Below are 19,717 nucleotides of genomic sequence, written 5' to 3'. Positions count from 1 at the left end.
TGATATATTTGAAGCAACAATATGCACTATTTATTTCCTGGGTAATAGCTTTAGTTGCTATGTTAGGCAGCTTATATTTTAGTGAAATACAAGGATTTGTACCATGCACATTATGTTGGTATCAAAGAATATGTATGTATCCTTTAGTAATTATATTAGGTATTGGCTCATTCCAAAATGATGGTAACGTTAAAAAAATAGCACTACCATTTTCAATAATCGGGCTGTTAATATCAACGTGGCACTATTTAGAACAAAAAGTACCAGGATTTGCTGACATCAAACCATGTACACAAGGCGTGCCATGTTCATCAGAATATATCAATGGACTTGGATTTATAACGATACCATTTTTAGCAGGAATAGCATTCCTGTCCATTAGCTTAATATTAATATTCTCAAAAAAAGATAAAGAAATTTTAAAATAAGAGCTTGAGATTCAGTATCTTGCTCACAATATGAAACATAGCTTGCTATCAAATGTGAGCTATGTTTTTTTAGTTTAAATATAAATTTTTTGGAGATTTATTTATCTTAAAATGAATTGCGCTTAAAAACATGATTTTTTAGTAAAAAAAAGGTATAATATAGAGATGACTAATTAAGATTGGAGTGAAGATAGTGGTACAAGATATCTCAGTTAAAGACGATATAACTTTAGGTCAATTCCTAAAAAACGAAGGCGTCATTGGAACGGGTGGTCAAGCTAAATGGTTCCTCCAAGATGAAGAAGTATTGATAAATGGTGAACGTGAGACTCGTCGTGGTAAAAAATTACATGATGGTGACGTAATCGAAATTCCTTCAGAGGGTCAATTTCGTATTAACCATCTTAGCGAATAAATTATGATACTACAAAAGCTTACTTTAACCAATTACAGAAATTATGATGAATGTACACTTCAATTTAATTCAAATGTTAATATATTAATTGGCGAGAATGCCCAAGGTAAGACGAATTTATTAGAATCTATTTATACTTTAGCATTAGCTAAAAGTCATAGAACTTCAAATGACAAAGAACTCATACAGTTTGGTGAAGAGTATGGTAAAATAGAAGGTGAACTAAGTTATCGTCATGGAACAATGCCTATTTCTTTAATCATTACTAAAAAGGGCAAAAAGGCGAGAGTTAATCATCTAGAACAGAGTCGTTTAACACAATATATTGGCCATTTAAATGTGGTATTGTTTGCACCAGAAGATTTGAATATTGTAAAAGGTAGCCCGCAAATCAGACGACGTTTTATTGATATGGAACTCGGTCAGATGTCTGCGGTCTATTTAAATCATTTATCTAATTATCAGAGATTACTTAAACAAAAAAATCATTACCTCAAGCAATTACAAATTGGGAGAATGAAAGATCGAACAATGTTAGAAGTATTCAATGAACAATTTTCAGAAGCGGCAGCAAATGTAACTTTGAAGCGTGCACATTTTATTAGTGAATTACAAAAAATTGCAGAAGTTATTCATCAAGGTATAACGAGTGAAAAAGAAAGTTTACAGGTTCAGTACGAACCTAATATAAAACTGGCTGAAACACATCAAAATGTATCTGAATTGAAAAATGCTTTTTGCGAGTTGCTTAATGAATCTATGGATAAAGAGATTGAGCGTGGAAGTGCAAGATTTGGGCCACATAGAGACGACATTAGCTTTCATGTTAATGACATGAATGTACAAATTTATGGTTCGCAAGGACAACAGCGTACAACAGCATTATCTATAAAGCTTGCAGAGATTGAGTTGATTAATCAAGTTGTTGGGGAATATCCAATATTATTATTAGATGACGTGTTGAGTGAACTTGATGATAAACGACAAACCCATTTATTAAGTACTATTCAAGAAAAGGTACAAACATTTGTTACGACTACATCTGTTGATGGAATTGAACATGAGATTATGAAAGATGCCAAGGTATTTAATGTATCTAAAGGCAATATTATTGAGTAGATGAAAGTGAAGGTGGAAATACGTGTCAGAACAAAATAACGGTACAAGTTATGGTGCAGATCAGATACAAGTATTAGAAGGTTTAGAGGCAGTCCGTAAACGCCCTGGTATGTATATCGGTTCTACAGCTGCAAGAGGTTTACATCATCTAGTTTGGGAAATTGTTGATAACAGTATTGACGAAGCATTAGCTGGATATGCAGATCATGTAGAGCTTGTGATTGAAAAAGATAACTGGATTAAAGTAACGGATAATGGTAGAGGTATACCTGTAGATATTCAAGAGAAAATGGGTCGTCCTGCTGTAGAAGTTATATTAACCGTTCTTCATGCTGGTGGTAAATTTGGCGGTGGCGGATACAAAGTATCTGGTGGTCTGCATGGTGTTGGATCATCTGTCGTAAACGCACTATCTTCTGAACTAGAAGTTTACGTTCACCTTAATAATAAAATATATCATCAAGCATACGAAAGAGGTGTACCAGCTTTTGATTTGAAAGTCATTGGCGACACAGATCATACAGGTACAGCTATTCGCTTTAAAGCAGATAAAGAAATTTTTACTGAAACAACTGAATACGACTATGAAACATTACAAAAGCGTATTCGTGAACTTGCATTTTTAAACAAAGGTATTCAAATCTCATTAAGAGATGAAAGAGACGAAGAAAATATTAAAGAAGATTCTTACCACTATGAAGGCGGTATTAAATCTTACGTTGAAATGTTAAATAAATCTAAAGAAGTATTATATGATGAACCAATTTACATTCATGATAGTAAAGAGGATGTAGAAGTTGAAATTTCAATTCAACATAACAGTGGCTTTGCTACAACTTTACTTACGTATGCCAATAACATTCATACTTATGAAGGTGGTACTCATGAGGATGGTTTTAAACGTGCTTTAACACGTGTTATTAATAGTTATGGACTGAAGAATAAACTTCTTAAAGAGAACGAAGAGAAGCTATCTGGTGAAGATGTGCGTGAAGGTATGACAGCTGTTGTATCAATTAAACATAGTGATCCTCAGTTCGAAGGACAAACTAAGACTAAATTTGGTAATTCAGAAGTACGTCAAATTGTTGATAAACTTTTCTCTGAACTATTTGAAAGATTCTTATTAGAAAACCCAAATGTTGCGAGAATTATTGTTGATAAAGGTGTTATGGCGTCTAGAGCTCGTCTTGCTGCTAAAAAAGCAAGAGAAGTTACGAGACGTAAATCAGCTTTAGAAGTTTCGAGTTTACCGGGTAAACTAGCTGACTGTTCAAGTAAGAAACCTGAAGAATGTGAACTATACATCGTTGAGGGTGACTCTGCCGGGGGGTCTGCGAAATTAGGTCGTGACTCTAGAACACAAGCAATATTACCTTTACGAGGTAAAATTTTAAACGTTGAAAAAGCACGTTTAGATAGAATCTTAGGTAACAATGAAATACGTGCAATGATTACGGGTCTTGGTACAGGTATTGGTGGAGAATTTGATATTAGTAAAGCAAGATATCATAAATTAGTTATTATGACGGATGCCGATGTCGATGGTGCTCATATTAGAACGTTATTATTAACATTCTTCTACAGATTTATGAGACCACTTCTTGAAGCGGGATATGTGTATATTGCACAACCACCTTTATACAAAGTAGAACAAGGTAAGAAAAAATATTACGTATTTAACGATAGAGAACTAGATAAATTAAAAGAAGAACTTAGCTCAACACCAAAATTATCTATAGCACGTTATAAAGGTCTTGGAGAGATGAATGCTGATCAATTGTGGGATACAACAATGAATCCTGAACATCGTTCAATGCTTCAAGTAACACTAACTGATGCGATAGAAGCTGACGAAACTTTTGAAATGCTTATGGGAGATGTTGTTGAGTTTCGTCGTCAATTTATTGAAGAAAATGCCGAATACGCAACGTTAGATATATAAAGCATTATTTACGATTTAAGGAGGATATGATTAATGGCTGAAATACCACAATCAAGAGTTATTGAACGTAACATCAGTAAAGAAATGAAAGAGTCATTTTTAGATTATGCAATGAGCGTAATTGTATCTCGTGCTTTACCAGATGTTAGAGATGGTTTAAAACCAGTTCATAGACGTATATTATATGGTATGAATGATCAAGGTATGACTTCAGATAAACCTTATAAAAAATCTGCACGTATCGTTGGTGACGTAATGGGTAAGTATCACCCTCATGGTGACTCATCTATTTATGAAGCAATGGTGCGTATGGCACAAGACTTTAGTTATAGATATCCATTAGTAGATGGCCAAGGTAACTTTGGTTCTATGGATGGCGATGGTGCTGCTGCAATGCGTTATACAGAAGCACGTATGTCTAAAATCACAGGCGAATTATTAAGAGATATAAACAAAGATACAATTGATTTCCAAGATAACTATGATGGTAACGAAAGAGAGCCGGTAGTCTTACCTGCAAGATTCCCTAACTTACTAGTAAATGGTACTTCAGGTATAGCTGTTGGTATGGCTACGAATATACCACCTCATAACTTGAACGAAGTTATTGACGGCGTATTAGCATTAAGCCATAACCCAGAAATTACAACGAATGACTTAATGGACATCGTTCAAGGACCTGATTTTCCAACATCTGGTTTAATTATGGGTAGAAGTGGTATTAGACGTGCTTACGAAACTGGTCGTGGTTCAGTTATCATGAGAGCCCGTTCAGAAATAGAACTTATGAAGAACGGTAAAGAGCGTATCGTAGTAAGTGAAATTCCTTACCAAGTTAACAAAGCAAGATTAATTGAAAAAATTGCTGAGTTAGCACGTGATAAGAAAATTGAAGGTATTACAGACTTAAGAGATGAAACAAGCTTAAAAGTCGGCGTTCGTATCGTTATTGAAGTTAGAAAAGATGCTAATGCGAATGTTATCTTAAATAATTTATATAAACAAACGCCATTACAAACTTCATTTGGTGTAAATATGATTGCTTTAGTAAACGGTAAACCTAAACTATTAGGCTTACGCCCAATACTATTCCATTACTTAGAACACCAAAAAGAAGTCGTAACAAGACGTACGAAATATAACTTGAAAAAAGCACAAGATAGAGCACATATTCTTGAAGGTTTAAGAATAGCGTTAGACCATATCGATGAAATCATCGCATTAATTCGTGAAGCACAAAGTGATTCAGAAGCGATGGAAGGTTTGCAAAATCGCTTTAACTTATCTGAAAGACAAGCTCAAGCGATATTAGATATGCGTTTACGTCGTTTAACTGGATTAGAACGTGGCAAAATCGAAAATGAATATCAAGACTTACTTAAACTTATTGAAGAATTAAAAGCGATTTTAGATGATGAAGAAAAGTTACTTGAAATCATTAGAGAAGAAATCACTGAAATTAGAGATAAATATGGTGATAAACGTCGTACTGAAATAACGGCAGCTGGTCTTGATCAAATTGAAGATGAAGACTTAATCCCAGAAGAACAAATCGTGATTTCATTAAGTCATAATAACTATATTAAACGATTACCAGTTTCTACATACCGTTCTCAAAACAGAGGCGGTCGAGGTGTACAAGGTATGAATACTATAGAAGATGACTTTGTTAGCCAGTTAGTGACGTTAAGTACACATGATAACGTCTTATTCTTTACGAATAAAGGCCGTGTATACAAACTTAAAGGTTATGAAATTCCAGAAATGTCTAGACAGTCTAAAGGTTTACCAATTGTGAATGCTTTAGAAATTGATAAAGACGAAATGATTAGTACAATGATAGCAGTTAAGGATCTTTCAAGCGAAGAAAACTTCTTAGTATTTGCTACTAAACATGGTACTGTTAAACGTTCGAAACTATCTAATTTCTCACGTATAAACAAAAATGGTAAGATTGCCATCAACTTTAAAGAAGGCGATGAACTGATAGCGGTTAGACTGACGGATGGTACTAAAGAAGTGATCATCGGTACGAAACATGCTTCGTTAATTCGATTTGATGAAACTAAATTACGCCCATTAGGTAGAACAGCAGCAGGTGTAAGAGGTATTTCATTAAGAGAAGGTGACGAAGTAATAGGATTAGACATCACAGATGAAGAGCATCAAGATGAAATCCTAATTGTAACCGAAAAAGGTTATGGTAAACGTACATCAGCAGATCAATACCGTATTTCTAATAGAGGCGGTAAAGGTATTAAGACTGCTACGCTAACTGAGAAAAATGGTGAACTTGTTTGCATTACTACTGTTACAGGTGATGAAGATTTAATGATTGTTACCAACTCAGGCGTAATAATTAGACTTCATGTGTCAGATATTTCTCAAAACGGACGAAGCGCACAAGGTGTTAGATTAATCCGTTTAGGCGATAACCAACACGTTGCAACAGTTGCAAAAGTTGAGCCGGACGAAGATGAAATAGCAGAATCTCCAGTAGAAGGCGATTTAGATGAAACTGTAAGTACAGAAGATACTGAAGAGCATGATGGAAAAGAAGACTTAAGAGAAGACTTCATTGAACGTGTAAATGAAGACATCGAAGAACAAGATAACGAAGAAGAATAATATATTAAAAAGAGCACAAATTCTTAATTCCGAAGAATTTGCGCTCTTTTTTTACTTTAATTTCTGAGTCTTCGTGCGATTTGTCTGTGAAATTATCAAGTCAGGCTCCACATGATAAATCGTAAACTTTAAAATATAAAAATATATCTTCACTAGGCGATTACCTAATGAAGATATATTTTATTATGATTCAAATGACTTCATTGCGTATGGAATTTCATCGATCAGTTTTGATGGTGGGACAATATACATATCTTTAGATAGCTTTTCACCAATATAACTGTGGATATAAGTTGCATTTATAACCGCTTCTTCTAAATCAAATTGCCCAACAAAACTTGTGATCATACCTGCTAACGTATCTCCCATTCCACCTGTAGCCATAGCGGGTGTACCGATTGATAATTTATATTCATGGTCTCTAAAGAATAATTCTGTACCATGTTTTTTTAATACGACAGTCGCATTCAATGCTTTAACTGCCTCTTTATTTTTTTCATATGTTTGTTCTTCTATTGGGATATTGCTCAATCGTTCCCATTCTTTTTGATGAGGTGTAAAGATAATTTCACATTCTGGTAAAGTATGCTTTAATTTACTCAAAATCGTTATAGCATCTCCATCAATAATTAAAGTTTGGTGTGGCTGAATATTTTGGAATAGAAACGTTAACGTATTATTCCCTTTAAAGTCTAAACCAAGTCCCGGCCCGATTAAAATACAATCCGATTGTTCGATTAATTTAGAGAGCTTTTTCAAATCTGTTATATCTGAAACCATTGCTTCAGGACAACGTGAATGTAATGCGGCGAAGTTTGATGAATGTGTGGAGACTGTTATAAGACCACTACCACTAAATACACACGCCCTTGCAGCTAACATGATTGCGCCACCTAAATTAGCGTTACCACCGATTAATAATATTCTACCATAATCCCCTTTATGAGATTCTTGTTCCCTCTTTGGAATTGTGACAGATGAAATTGTCTTCATATTAACCCACCTTCAAGTAATTGTACGATTCATTATGCCACTTAAAGATGAAATTGAACAGTATATTTTTTAAAACATTACAAAGAAATTACTTTAACAAGGTAATATATTAATCAATCACTGAATTACGGATGTTCTAAAAAGTATTGTCATAAATTTTATGAAAGCGTATACTAAAAGTGAATATAGACATTAGTTATTAGACGAGATAGGAGCTTTCACATGACTGAACAAATATCGATTGGAAAGTACGCTACATTATTAACCCTTACAGATGAGGATACTGCTAAACAGTTAATGCCTCAATGTCGTGAAATGCAATTTTTAACAGGCAGAATTGGAACAATGTCATTGAATAAAATTATTGCATCGGTTGAAACAGCGGCTAGAAGAGAAGGTATTATTTCTGAAAGTCATTATAGAGAAACGCACGCATTATACCATGCCATATTAGAAGCGGTTAATGGTATTACGAGAGGCGAATTATCTATAGGTGAAATCATGCGAACAGTTGGCTTAAGATTTGCTATTGTACGAGGTTATCCATATAAAGACGTTGGAGAAGGTGAATGGATAGCAGTTAGTTTATACGGTACGATTGGCGCGCCTATCAAAGGTAAAGAACATGAAACAATTGGATTAGGTATAAATCATATATAAGACATAGAAACGCCTATTAGACATTAGATATGAGAAAGGTGCAACAAATGATGATTTGTTGTATTTTTTTGTGTCCTGAAAAGGAGTGTTTTGAATGGCTTTAGTATTAAATGGTAAAGATTTAACAATTCATGATATTAAAAAGTTTTTAAAAGAAGATGGGCAAATCACAATATCAGAAGAAGCATTAGTTAATGTTAGAAAAAGTCGAGAAACAGTTGAGAGAATTATTAAAAATAAAGAAACTATTTATGGTATTACGACTGGTTTTGGATTGTTTAGTGATGTATTAATAGAAAAAGAAAAATATAACGATTTACAAGTGAATTTAATACGTTCACATTCGTGTGGTATTGGTAAACCATTTCCTAACGATGTGTCATTAGTCATGATGATTCTGAGACTAAATACGATGTTAAAGGGACATTCTGGTGTTACGGAATCACTAGTAGCATTACTTGTAGAATTTATTAATCGAAGAATTATACCTGTCATACCAGAACAAGGGTCATTAGGCGCTTCTGGAGATTTAGCGCCATTATCTCATTTGGCATTAGCGCTTATTGGTGAAGGAGATGTTCAATACGAAGGTGAAACACGTAATGCAAAAGAAGTATTACATGAAGTCGGATTAGAACCTCATTCGTTACAAGCGAAAGAAGGATTAGCACTCATTAATGGAACACAAGCAATGACATCACAAGGGGTAATTGCTTATATAGAAGCAGAAAATATTGCTTACCATTCTGAATGGATCGCTTCATTAACACATCAAGCGCTTAACGGTATAGTAGATGCTTATGATGAACATGTTCATATTGCAAGAAATTTTAAGGAACAAGTTGAAGTCGCAGAAAGAATGAGAAATTGGTTGGAAGGATCTCAATTAACAACGCGTCAAGGAGAAGTGCGCGTGCAAGATGCTTATACATTGAGGTGTATTCCACAAATTCATGGCGCAAGCTTCCAAGTGCTGAATTATGTAAAAGAAAAATTAGAATTAGAAATGAATGCAGCTAATGACAATCCTCTAATTTTTGATAAAGGTGACGAAACACTTGTGATTTCAGGTGGCAATTTTCACGGACAACCGATTGCATTTGCAGTTGATTTCTTGAAAATCGGTGTAGCAGAATTAGCTAATGTTTCAGAGAGAAGACTTGAGAGATTAGTTAACCCACAGCTGAATGGGGGTCTACCAGCTTTTCTAAGTCCTGAACCTGGTTTACAAAGCGGTGCGATGATTATGCAATATGCAGCCGCTTCATTAGTCTCAGAAAATAAAACGTTAGCTCACCCGGCAAGCGTAGATTCAATTCCTTCATCAGCAAACCAAGAAGATCATGTATCGATGGGCACAATCGGGGCGAGACACGCGTATCAAATTATTCAAAATGTAAGAAGAGTCATTTCTATTGAGTGCATCATTGCATTGCAAGCTGTAGAAATTAAAGGGGTAGAGAAATTATCGCCTAAGACTAAAGCGAAATATGAAGAACTAAGAGCAATAGTGCCATCAATCACACAAGATAGAGTATTTCATCATGATATAGAAAAAGTTTATGAGTATTTAAGATAATTGAAGAGCAAACATAGGGGTGATGTGATGCATAATCAGCAATTAGATAATACCGGTAAAAAGATGTGGAGATTTTATGTGTTTAGTTTATTAGGAATTGCATTATTCTTTGTGCCAATGCAAATCGGTGAAAATAGTACGATTTTAGTCGATCACATTCATTTAGCTATACGTGCTTTATTCGGTCACTTTATGGCTTATTACGCACTTATTATTATATTAATAGGCGCAATCTTACCGCTTGTACGGATGGACTTTAAGAAATCTATCACCGACTTTATATTGGTATTGTTTAAAGTGATGGGTGCTGTAATTGGTTGTATGTATGTTTTTAAAGTAGGACCTCAATTGCTTTTTAATCCTGACTATGGGCCATTCCTATTCGATAAATTAATGTTACCACTCAGTGTTCTCATACCAGTTGGTGCCATTGCTTTATCATTCTTAGTAGGTTATGGACTTTTAGAATTTATTGGGGTGCTTATGCAACCTATTATGAGGCCAGTATTTAAGACACCAGGTAAGTCTGCCGTAGATGCAGTTGCTTCATTTGTAGGAAGTTACTCTTTAGGATTGCTTATTACAAACAGAGTTTATAAAGATGGTATGTACAACAAGAAAGAAGCGGTTATTATCGCAACTGGATTTTCAACTGTATCAGCAACATTCATGGTTATTGTAGCAGGTACTTTAGATTTAATGGATATGTGGAACTTGTTCTTTTGGAGTACGTTAGTTATTACATTTATCGTAACCGCAATTTCTGCACATTTACCACCTATTTCAGGTGAATCAGAAGCTTATTATCATAACCAAGAAGGTCAGAAAGAAATGAAGGTTCAAGGTAATTATCTTAAAGCAGCATATAGAGAAGCAAAGCGCCAATCACATCAATCTTTAACATTATTTAAAAACATTATGACAAATTTAAAAGATGGAATAGAGATGACGATGGCAATATTACCTTCAATTTTATCGATAGGATTTTTAGGATTATTATTAGCTAATTTTACGCCTATTATCGATTGGTTGAGCTATATATTCTATCCATTCATTTATCTGTTTCCTATCGATGATAAACCGTTGTTAGCAAAAGCTTCCACAATATCAATCATCGAAATGTTCTTACCATCACTTCTAGTTGTTAAGGCATCGATTGAAGTGAAGTTTGTTACAGCAATTACAAGTATCTCAGCAATTATATTCTTCTCTGCTTTGGTACCTTGTATTTTGGCAACAGAAATTAAAATTCCGATATGGAAATTGGTTTTAATATGGTTTATTCGTGTCGCACTTACTTTATTAATCGCGATACCGTTCAGTTTATTAATTTTTTAGAAAAGGGGAAATGACATATGTCTAGAGAAATTAAAGCTAAAAAAGGTTTAGAAATTGAATGTAAAGGTTGGGAACAAGAGGCTGTACTAAGAATGTTATACAACAATCTTGATCCTGAAGTGGCAGAGCATCCTGATAAATTAGTGGTATACGGCGGTATTGGTAAAGCTGCTCGTAACTGGGAAAGCTTTGATGCGATTGTTGAAACGTTAAGAAGATTGGAAAGCGATGAAACGATGCTCGTACAATCTGGTAAGCCAGTAGCTGTATTCAAAACACATGAAGAAGCACCTAGAGTATTACTATCAAACTCTGTTCTCGTGCCTAAATGGGCAAATTGGGAACATTTCCATGAATTAGATAAGAAAGGTCTTATGATGTATGGCCAAATGACTGCAGGTAGCTGGATTTATATCGGTTCACAAGGTATCGTTCAAGGTACATATGAAACTTTTGCTGAACTGGCAAATCAACATTTTGATGGATCTTTAAAAGGTACAATCACATTAACGGCTGGATTAGGTGGCATGGGTGGTGCTCAACCGTTAGCAGTTACGATGAATGACGGTGTCGTCATCGGTGTAGATGTGGATCCTTCACGAATTGAAAAGAGAATTGAAACAAAATATTGTGATATTATGACTGATTCATTAGACGAAGCTTTAGAAAAGGCAGAAGAAGCTAAAAAAGCCGGTAAACCACTCGCAATCGGTTTAGTAGGTAATGCAGCTGAAGTCCATCATGAAATTCTGAACAGAGGATTTAAAATTGATATCATAACGGACCAAACTTCAGCGCATGATCCGTTAAATGGATATGTTCCAGAAGGCTATTCGTTAGAAGAAGCGGACAAATTACGAGAAAGTGATCCTAAAAAATATGTTAAATTATCTTCAGCGTCTATGAAAAAACATGTAGAAGCGATGTTATTATTCCAAGAAAAAGGCGCAGTAGCTTTCGACTATGGAAATAATATTCGACAAGTAGCATTTGACGAAGGTTTAGAAAAAGCCTTTAATTTTCCTGGTTTTGTACCTGCTTATATTCGTCCATTATTCTGTGAAGGTAAAGGACCATTTAGATTTGCAGCATTAAGTGGAGATCCTAAAGATATTGAAAGAGCAGATCAACTCATGAGAGAATTATTCCCAGAAGATGAGAAGCTCATGCGTTGGTTAGATATGGCTACTGAAAAAATCGCATTTCAAGGATTACCTTCTAGAATTGCATGGTTAGGATATGGAGAACGTGCAAAAATGGGATTAGCATTAAACGAACTTGTGAGAAACGGTGAAATCACAGCACCAATCGTTATCGGTCGTGACCACTTAGATTCTGGTTCTGTAGCATCTCCAAATAGAGAAACAGAATCAATGAAAGACGGTTCAGATGCTGTCGGCGACTGGGCAATATTAAATGCGCTTGTTAACACTGCTGCAGGTGGTTCATGGATTTCAGTTCACCATGGTGGTGGCGTTGGTATGGGCTACTCTTTACATGCTGGTATGGTAGTTGTAGCAGATGGTAGTGAACGCGCTGATAGACGACTTGGAAGAGTACTCACAACAGATCCTGGCATGGGTGTTGCGAGACATGCAGATGCGGGTTACAACATTGCTATCGATACTGCGAAAGAAAAAAATGTAGATATTCCAATGTTAAAGGAGAAAGATAACAATGAATAATATCATCATACAAAATATAGGTGAATTAATTTTACCGAAAAAGACTGCTAGACCTCTTAAAGGTAAAGAATTAAACGAATTAAATATTATTAAAAATGGTACGGTTGTTATTAACGATGGCAAAGTGGTTTATGCAGGTGAATATACTGATGAATATGAAGCGGACGAAGTGATAGATGGATCAAATAAAGTAGTCTCTCCAGGTTTAATAGATGCACATACACATTTAGTGTTCGGTGGGTCTAGAGAACATGAAATGGCTCTTAAACAACAAGGCGTAAGCTACTTAGACATCTTGAAACAAGGTGGCGGTATTTTAAGTACGGTTGAATCGACACGTCAATCTACTGAGGATGAGCTTTATCAAAAATCTAAAAAAGAGATTGTTAGAATGATTCAATTTGGCACGACGACTGTTGAAGCTAAGAGTGGTTATGGGCTAGATAAAGAAACAGAATTAAAACAATTAAATGTGGCACATCAACTAGATCAAGACACACCAATCAGAATGAAACATACTTTCCTTGGACCACATGCGGTACCTAAAGATGCTAAAGATAATGCGACATTTTTACAAGAAATGATAGATTTATTAGATGATGTGAAAGATAAAGCTGATTTTGCAGACATTTTCTGTGAAACAGGTGTATTCACAATTGAAGAATCAAGACGTTATATGCAAGCAGCAAAAGATAAAGGATTAAAAGTTAAAATCCATGCTGATGAAATTGATCCTCTCGGTGGATTAGGTTTAGCGATTGAAGAAGGTGCAATTTCAGCAGATCATTTAGTCGCTTCCAGTGAAGAAGATAAAGCAGCTTTAACAGATAGTGATACTGTAGCTGTCTTATTACCAGGTACAACATTCTATTTAGGTAAAGATCAATACGCGGATGCTAGAGGTATGCTTAATCATAACGGTGCGATTGCGATAGCAACGGACTTTAATCCAGGTAGCTGTGTAACGGATAACCTTCAACTGGTGATGAGTATAGCAGCATTAAAATTAAAGCTTACACCTAATGAAATATGGAATGCTGTTACAGTGAATGCCGCTAAAGCAATTGATGTAGACGCAGGTACACTTGAAAAAGGTGACCAAGCAGATGTGGTCGTTTGGGACATTCCAAACCATGAATATTTACCTTATCATTATGGCGTCAATCATGCTCATACAGTTATTATCAATGGTAAAAAAGTTTATGAAAATCCAGGCTTATTGTCTGAATCATAATATAGCTTGAAAATATGATGTCGATTTGATATATTTAGGTTAAATTAATATCCATATTGTTTAGGAATAAGTAATTTAAGACTGTCATGTAAAGAGAGCTTGTGGTTGGTGCAAACAAGACATGAAACTTAAATGAATCTATCCTATTAAGCAGAACAATCGGTTTAAACCGTTATATGACTTAGAGTGCAGTCTATACGACTGTTAAATAGGGTGGCAACGCGTAAGCACCACGTCCCTTGTGTAACAACAAGGAACGTGGTGCTTTTTTTCTTAAACAATTATGGAATAAGAGGGAGGAAATATTATGTTAGACATTAGGTTAATTAGATCTGAACCAGAATTCGTTAAAGACAAAGTATCAAAAAGAGGTGATGACCCAAAAGTCATCGATGAAATTTTAGAATTAGATAAAAAACGTCGTGAGTTAATTGCTCAAACGGAAGAACTTAAATCTCGTCGTAATAAAGTGAGCGGAGAAATCGCTCAGAAAAAACGTAATAAAGAGAATGCGGACGACGTTATATTAGAAATGCGTCAAGTCGGCGATCAAATTAAAGAAATAGATCAAGAATTAAATCAAATAAATGATGACGTTACTTATAAATTAGTAAGAATTCCTAATTTAATTAGTGACGAAACACCAGTTGGTAAAGATGAAGATGATAATGTTGAAGTTCGTAAATGGGGTACACCTCGTACATTTGATTTTGAATCTAAAGCACATTGGGATTTAGTTGAAAGCTTGAAAATGGTGGACTTTGATAGAGCTGCTAAAGTATCAGGTGCACGTTTCGTATTTTTAACAGGTAAAGGTGCTCAACTTGAAAGAGCGCTTATGAATTTCATGGTGACAATGCATACAACTCAACATGGTTATACTGAAATGATGGTACCACAACTTGTAAATGCAGATTCAATGTTTGGTACTGGCCAATTGCCTAAGTTTGAAGAAGACTTATTCAAAGTGGAAAAAGAAGGATTATATACAATTCCTACAGCAGAAGTACCATTAACGAATTTCTATCGTAATGAAGTGTTACAAAATGAACAATTCCCTATTAAATTTACTGGCCAATCAGCATGTTTCAGAAGTGAAGCAGGTTCTGCGGGAAGAGACACTAGAGGTCTAATTAGATTGCACCAATTCAACAAAGTAGAAATGGTAAGATATGAAAAACCTGAAGATTCTTTCAATGCGTTAGAAGAACTTACAGGACACGCTGAAAACATTCTTCAAGCGCTAGAATTACCTTACAGAACAATTAATCTATGTACAGGCGATATAGGCTTTGGAAGCTCTAAAACATATGATATAGAAGTATGGTTACCGAGCTACAATGATTATAAAGAAATCAGTTCTTGTTCAAATATGACCGATTTCCAAGCTAGAAGATCAAACATTAGATTTAAACGTGATAAAGATGCTAAACCTGAATACGTACACACATTAAATGGTAGTGGTTTAGCAGTTGGTCGTACTTTTGCAGCAATTGTCGAAAACTATCAAAATGAAGATGGAACAATCACAGTGCCTGAAGCATTAGTACCATTTATGGGTGGACTTAAAACAATTGAACTATAAGTGAGTTAAATCTTACAAAAAGGGTAATCATATATTGGTTGCTCTTTTTTTAGACTTAAATCTTGAATATACTTTTTATATCTGATATAATAAGTATATAAAATAAATAAAGGGAGTTTTGACACATGACTAATTTCAATTTTGACAAAACACACAGTAGTTTAGAATTTACAGTAAAACATTTAATGGTATCTCGCGTTAAAGGAACTTTTGAAGACTATGATGTAGAAGTTTCAGGAGACATTAATGATTTATCATCATTAAAAGCAAAAGTAACAATTAAAGCAGATTCAATTAATACTAAAAATGCAGACCGTGATGGACACTTAAAATCAGCAGATTTCTTTAGTGCAGATGAAAATCCAAACATTACGTTTGAAACAAAATCAATCAGTGAAGATTCAATCACTGGAGATTTAACAATGGCTGGTACAACTCACGAAGAAACTTTCGACGTTGATTTCAACGGCGTAAGTAAAAATCCATTAAACGGTGAAACAGTTACAGGTTTCGTAGTAAATGGTAAAATTGATCGTGAAAAATACGGCGTATCATTTAACCAAGCATTAGAAACAGGTGGCGTAATGATCGGTAGAGATGTTAAATTCGAAGCAAGTGCTGAATTCAGTTTAGGCGAATAATTTATAATAGATTATATAAGAACTACGTACAAAGTTGAAAAAGCTTTGTGCGTAGTTTTTTTGTTTTGTTTATTATTTTCCGAATATTTAATCAAGCTTTATTGCTAATGTACTTTAGGTATGATAAAACTAAGACATATTAAAATTATTAAAGAGGTAAGTCAGACTGAGGTTAGACAAACATTAGACTTACCCTCGTAGCGATATTTTGTTTGGAGGTAGGGTGTTGAACAGTTATAGCGTGACTCATAAAGCTTCGTTTCTTCAAGGCGTTAAAGATTGTATACCTACTATGCTTGGTTATTTTAGTGTCGCATTAGCATTTGGTATTGTTGGTGTTTCATCAGGTTTATCTATTTTAGAAATCACATTATTATCTATCTTTGTATATGCGGGTGCTGCTCAATTTATTATTTGTGCTTTAGTTGCCATCCAATCTCCTATATCAGCGATTTTTTTAACCGTATTCTTTGTTAATTCTAGAATGTTTCTACAAAGTTTAGCGCTCGTTCCAGCATTTAAAAGCAATTCATTTTGGTCTAACATTGGTATCGGAACACTCGTTACAGATGAGTCGTTTGGTGTTGCAATTACGAAATATGCGAAAGAAAAATCATTAAATTCAACTTGGATGCACGGTTTAAATATTTCGGCTTATTTATTATGGATTTTGACATCTATATTAGGCGGTTTAGTAGGGAATTTAATTCCTAGGCCAGAAGCATTTGGGCTGGATTATGCACTAACAGCGATGTTCATATTTTTACTTGTGGCCCAATTTGAAACGATACATAAAAGTAAAATCACCGTATATATATATTTAATTGTATTAACGATTGTAAGCATGATGCTCCTAACATTATTTATGCCGACTTACTTAACTATTATTATAGCGACCATCATTGCTTCAGTAGTAGGGGTGGTGTTCGATAAATGAGTATTTCGACTTATTTGTTGTTGATTACGGCAGGTTGTTTTGTTTTAACGTGGATGATTAGAGTATCGCCTTTTGTACTTTTAGCGAAGGTTGAATTACCGAAAAATGTGATTAAGTGGTTACAGTATGTACCTGTTTGTCTGTTTACTGCATTAATCGTCGAAGGTATGTTAAACCAAGAAGGTACGTCTGGATTTACATTGAATTATGAAAGTATGATTGTTGCCGTTCCAACCATCATGATCGCTTTAATATCTAGAAGTTTAACAATCACAGTTATAGTAGGGATGTTTATCATGGCGATGGTCCGATTCGTCTTTTAATTTCATTCGTTACCTTATTGAAAGAAATGCTCTTTTCTAGTATTCTTAATATAAATTATATAGCAAAGCTTATTCAGAGAAGTTAAGGGATTTGGCCCGATGACACTTCAGCAACCGGTCATATTGGATACGGTGCTACTACCAACGAGTTTACTCGCATAATAAGGATGATGAGGACTTCTTACTTCTTTAACGAGTAAGAAGTTTTTCTATTTAATAACAGAGGGGGTTCTAATATGATTATTTCTCGAGAAACAGGTTTAGTCGAATTAGGATATTTTGAAACAGAATCTGGTGAAGTGATTGATAACTTGAAACTTCAATATGAATATGTTGGATATAAAGGTCAACCTTTAGTCGTTATTTGTCACGCGTTAACAGGTAATCATTTAACGTATGGCGACGATGAAAATCCAGGCTGGTGGAGAGAAATTATAGATGGTGGTTACCTTTCAATTAATGATTATCAATTTATTACATTCAACGTAATTGGTAGCCCTTATGGCTCGAGTTCTAAATTGAATACATCAAATTTCCCAGAAAAAATAACGATGAGAGATATTTCTAAAGCGAATATTTTAGCGTTAAAACATTTTGGCTATGAAAAAATAGATGTACTTATCGGCGGTTCTTTAGGCGGTATGCAAACTCTAGAAATGCTTTACGATGGATCAATTGAAGTTAAAAAGGCCGTTATATTAGCAGCGACTGAGAAGACGTCATCATATAGCAGAGCATTTAATGAAATCGCTAGACAAGTTATAAATATGAATGGACAAGATGGCTTGAGTATAGCAAGACAGCTCGGCTTCTTAACTTATCGTTCAAGTAAAGATTATGAGGCGAGATTTTCAGCAGATGACGTCGTGAGTTATCAAAAATATCAAGGTAATAAATTTAAAGAAACTTTCGATAAAGATTGTTATTTAACCTTGTTAGACGTATTAGATAGCCATGACATATTTAAAGGCCGTAATGATGTTGAAGAAAGATTGCAACAACTAGAAACGAAAGTCTTAACTTTAGGCTTTGCGGATGATTTATTGTATCCAGATGATCAAGTGAGAGCTTTAGGTAGATTCTTTAAATATCATAGACATTTCTTTGTGCAAGACAATGTTGGTCACGATGGCTTCTTATTAAACTTTGGAGATTGGGCACCTAATGTCTATCACTTTTTAAAATTACATAAATTCAAAGCACGCTAATATCATTTAAAAAGTCACCTACATTGTTTTAAGAGATAAAAATCTGTAAAATAGAGAAAGATGTTTAAATTAGATTGGGAAGTGAAAAATTTGTCTTTTAAAGTCGATATAAAAGCGACAATTATAGCAACATTAGCACTAGTGCTAAGTGTGGTAGTTATGAATTTCGCACCATATTTAGCAATTATTATATTACCGTTCATTACGATACCTGGAACAATACTTTGGTATCGATCTAAACCGTCGTTTTTTGTGACTGTTGTCGTGACATTATGTGCGACCGTACTATTCAATAATATGTTTTTATTAACAGCGATGACGCTTATGGTATTTATGAGTGTATTCATTGGACAATTGTTACTTGAACGTACATCAAAAGAACGTATATTATACTTAGTTACAGCATTTATGAGTATATTAACAATCGGTAGTGTGTTAATTTTACAAATTACAGGGAACATACCTTTAACAAGCAAGTTATTTAGTCAGTATCAAGATGTATTAATGTCTTATTTTCAAATGAGTGGAAATTTAACGACAGAAATTGAAGAAGCATTACGAGTTTCAATTGAGATATTACAAGTAAGCATTCCTGGGTATATAATATTATGGGTATTTGTACTTGTCCTCGTTAATTTACTCGTGACTTTCCCTATATTAAGAAAATTCAAAGTAGCGACACCAGTATTCAGACCATTATTTATGTGGCAAATTAATAGAAGTGTTGCGTTTGTATTTGTGATAACTGTACTTGTAAGTTTGTTTGTTTCAAAAGAAAACGTAGTGATGTATGGCATAGTCACTAACTTACAATTTGTGTTAGAATGGGTTATATTTATTCAAGCATTATCCTTGTTCCATTTATACGTAAAAGTAAAAAAATTACCTATTATTGTAGGTGTTTTGATATTTGTAATGGCCTTCATATTTAAGCCGTTTGCATACTTATTTGGATTAATGGATATTTGGTTTAATTTAAAACAACGCATAAAAAAGTAA

Annotated in this window: 17 protein-coding genes, 1 riboswitch and 1 other annotated feature; of the genes, 16 read left to right on the top strand and 1 reads right to left on the bottom strand. The window is 34.4% G+C overall.

Annotation, left to right across the window (positions count from 1 at the left end):
* The first annotated feature begins 8 nt into the window (after nt 1–8).
* The 5 genes from LQ598_RS09040 (at nt 9) to gyrA (ending at nt 6,535) form a co-directional block, all read left to right on the top strand.
* On the top strand, nt 9–428 hold the full coding sequence (locus LQ598_RS09040) for a disulfide oxidoreductase (protein ID WP_107536354.1): 420 nt from the start codon (nt 9–11) through the stop codon (nt 426–428).
* Between the two features lie 184 nt (nt 429–612).
* Nucleotides 613–843, top strand: coding sequence for a S4 domain-containing protein YaaA (gene yaaA, locus LQ598_RS09035; RefSeq protein WP_269473333.1), 231 nt, complete (start codon nt 613–615; stop codon nt 841–843).
* A gap of 3 nt (nt 844–846) precedes the next feature.
* The gene (gene recF / locus LQ598_RS09030; protein WP_016911729.1) at nt 847–1,962 is read left to right on the top strand and encodes a DNA replication/repair protein RecF; all 1,116 of its coding nucleotides are present in this window, start codon (nt 847–849) and stop codon (nt 1,960–1,962) included.
* Nucleotides 1,963–1,984: 22 nt separating this feature from the next.
* Complete coding sequence (gene gyrB, locus LQ598_RS09025; RefSeq protein ID WP_107536353.1) at nt 1,985–3,907, top strand: DNA topoisomerase (ATP-hydrolyzing) subunit B; 1,923 nt, start codon at nt 1,985–1,987, stop codon at nt 3,905–3,907.
* 33 nt (nt 3,908–3,940) lie between these two features.
* The gene (gyrA, locus tag LQ598_RS09020; RefSeq protein ID WP_107536352.1) at nt 3,941–6,535 is read left to right on the top strand and encodes a DNA gyrase subunit A; all 2,595 of its coding nucleotides are present in this window, start codon (nt 3,941–3,943) and stop codon (nt 6,533–6,535) included.
* 183 nt (nt 6,536–6,718) lie between these two features.
* Here the strand turns inward: gyrA and LQ598_RS09015 are convergent, their stop codons facing one another.
* A complete protein-coding gene (locus LQ598_RS09015) occupies nt 6,719–7,528 on the bottom strand; it encodes an NAD(P)H-hydrate dehydratase (RefSeq protein ID WP_103322407.1) in 810 nt (269 codons plus the stop codon).
* Between the two features lie 222 nt (nt 7,529–7,750).
* Here LQ598_RS09015 and hutP point away from each other — a divergent pair, with 222 nt between their 5' ends.
* The 11 genes from hutP to LQ598_RS08960 all read left to right on the top strand — a co-directional run bounded on the left by hutP (nt 7,751) and on the right by LQ598_RS08960 (nt 19,717).
* Nucleotides 7,751–8,188: a hut operon transcriptional regulator HutP gene (hutP, locus tag LQ598_RS09010; protein ID WP_107536351.1), complete on the top strand. Its 438-nt coding sequence runs from the start codon at nt 7,751–7,753 to the stop codon at nt 8,186–8,188.
* A gap of 94 nt (nt 8,189–8,282) precedes the next feature.
* Entirely contained in the window at nt 8,283–9,767 is a 1,485-nt protein-coding gene (gene hutH / locus LQ598_RS09005; protein ID WP_107536350.1) for a histidine ammonia-lyase, read from the top strand.
* A 27-nt stretch (nt 9,768–9,794) separates the two neighbouring features.
* Nucleotides 9,795–11,105: a YjiH family protein gene (locus LQ598_RS09000; RefSeq protein ID WP_107556489.1), complete on the top strand. Its 1,311-nt coding sequence runs from the start codon at nt 9,795–9,797 to the stop codon at nt 11,103–11,105.
* A 17-nt stretch (nt 11,106–11,122) separates the two neighbouring features.
* Nucleotides 11,123–12,790, top strand: coding sequence for a urocanate hydratase (gene hutU / locus LQ598_RS08995; RefSeq protein ID WP_016911396.1), 1,668 nt, complete (start codon nt 11,123–11,125; stop codon nt 12,788–12,790).
* Nucleotides 12,783–14,024: an imidazolonepropionase gene (gene hutI, locus LQ598_RS08990; RefSeq protein ID WP_107556490.1), complete on the top strand. Its 1,242-nt coding sequence runs from the start codon at nt 12,783–12,785 to the stop codon at nt 14,022–14,024. The genes hutU and hutI overlap by 8 nt, the downstream gene beginning before the upstream one ends.
* Nucleotides 14,025–14,071: 47 nt before the next feature.
* Nucleotides 14,072–14,267: a binding site (T-box leader), on the top strand.
* Between the two features lie 64 nt (nt 14,268–14,331).
* Entirely contained in the window at nt 14,332–15,609 is a 1,278-nt protein-coding gene (gene serS / locus LQ598_RS08985) for a serine--tRNA ligase (RefSeq protein ID WP_016911394.1), read from the top strand.
* A 125-nt stretch (nt 15,610–15,734) separates the two neighbouring features.
* Complete coding sequence (locus LQ598_RS08980; RefSeq protein WP_016911393.1) at nt 15,735–16,250, top strand: YceI family protein; 516 nt, start codon at nt 15,735–15,737, stop codon at nt 16,248–16,250.
* Nucleotides 16,251–16,491: 241 nt separating this feature from the next.
* The gene (locus tag LQ598_RS08975; protein WP_192977736.1) at nt 16,492–17,187 is read left to right on the top strand and encodes an AzlC family ABC transporter permease; all 696 of its coding nucleotides are present in this window, start codon (nt 16,492–16,494) and stop codon (nt 17,185–17,187) included.
* Complete coding sequence (locus LQ598_RS08970; protein WP_107536348.1) at nt 17,184–17,510, top strand: AzlD domain-containing protein; 327 nt, start codon at nt 17,184–17,186, stop codon at nt 17,508–17,510. The genes LQ598_RS08975 and LQ598_RS08970 overlap by 4 nt, the downstream gene beginning before the upstream one ends.
* 66 nt (nt 17,511–17,576) lie before the next feature.
* A riboswitch (SAM riboswitch) is annotated at nt 17,577–17,678 on the top strand.
* Nucleotides 17,679–17,746: 68 nt separating this feature from the next.
* Nucleotides 17,747–18,718 (top strand): homoserine O-acetyltransferase MetX, encoded by a 972-nt coding sequence (metX, locus tag LQ598_RS08965; RefSeq protein WP_107556492.1) that lies wholly within the window; start codon nt 17,747–17,749, stop codon nt 18,716–18,718.
* A gap of 60 nt (nt 18,719–18,778) precedes the next feature.
* Nucleotides 18,779–19,717 carry a DUF2232 domain-containing protein gene (locus LQ598_RS08960; RefSeq protein WP_016911389.1) on the top strand — a complete coding sequence of 313 codons (939 nt, stop codon included), beginning with the start codon at nt 18,779–18,781 and terminating at the stop codon, nt 19,715–19,717.

This window comes from Mammaliicoccus sp. F-M27, assembly GCF_022387115.1.
Taxonomy (GTDB): Bacteria; Bacillota; Bacilli; order Staphylococcales; family Staphylococcaceae; genus Mammaliicoccus; species Mammaliicoccus vitulinus.
The sequence above is the reverse complement of the archived record's forward strand: the minus strand, read 5'-3'. Positions and strand labels throughout refer to the sequence as shown.

What these genes read in the sequence shown, in the direction of transcription:
- recF (WP_016911729.1), top strand. Translation starts at nt 847, where the DNA reads ATGATACTACAAAAGCTTACTTTAACCAATTACAGAAATTATGATGAA.
- gyrA (WP_107536352.1), top strand. Translation starts at nt 3,941, where the DNA reads ATGGCTGAAATACCACAATCAAGAGTTATTGAACGTAACATCAGTAAA.
- LQ598_RS09015 (WP_103322407.1), bottom strand. Translation starts at nt 7,528, where the DNA reads ATGAAGACAATTTCATCTGTCACAATTCCAAAGAGGGAACAAGAATCT.
- hutP (WP_107536351.1), top strand. Translation starts at nt 7,751, where the DNA reads ATGACTGAACAAATATCGATTGGAAAGTACGCTACATTATTAACCCTT.
- hutH (WP_107536350.1), top strand. Translation starts at nt 8,283, where the DNA reads ATGGCTTTAGTATTAAATGGTAAAGATTTAACAATTCATGATATTAAA.
- LQ598_RS09000 (WP_107556489.1), top strand. Translation starts at nt 9,795, where the DNA reads ATGCATAATCAGCAATTAGATAATACCGGTAAAAAGATGTGGAGATTT.
- hutU (WP_016911396.1), top strand. Translation starts at nt 11,123, where the DNA reads ATGTCTAGAGAAATTAAAGCTAAAAAAGGTTTAGAAATTGAATGTAAA.
- hutI (WP_107556490.1), top strand. Translation starts at nt 12,783, where the DNA reads ATGAATAATATCATCATACAAAATATAGGTGAATTAATTTTACCGAAA.
- serS (WP_016911394.1), top strand. Translation starts at nt 14,332, where the DNA reads ATGTTAGACATTAGGTTAATTAGATCTGAACCAGAATTCGTTAAAGAC.
- LQ598_RS08980 (WP_016911393.1), top strand. Translation starts at nt 15,735, where the DNA reads ATGACTAATTTCAATTTTGACAAAACACACAGTAGTTTAGAATTTACA.
- LQ598_RS08970 (WP_107536348.1), top strand. Translation starts at nt 17,184, where the DNA reads ATGAGTATTTCGACTTATTTGTTGTTGATTACGGCAGGTTGTTTTGTT.
- metX (WP_107556492.1), top strand. Translation starts at nt 17,747, where the DNA reads ATGATTATTTCTCGAGAAACAGGTTTAGTCGAATTAGGATATTTTGAA.
- LQ598_RS08960 (WP_016911389.1), top strand. Translation starts at nt 18,779, where the DNA reads ATGTTTAAATTAGATTGGGAAGTGAAAAATTTGTCTTTTAAAGTCGAT.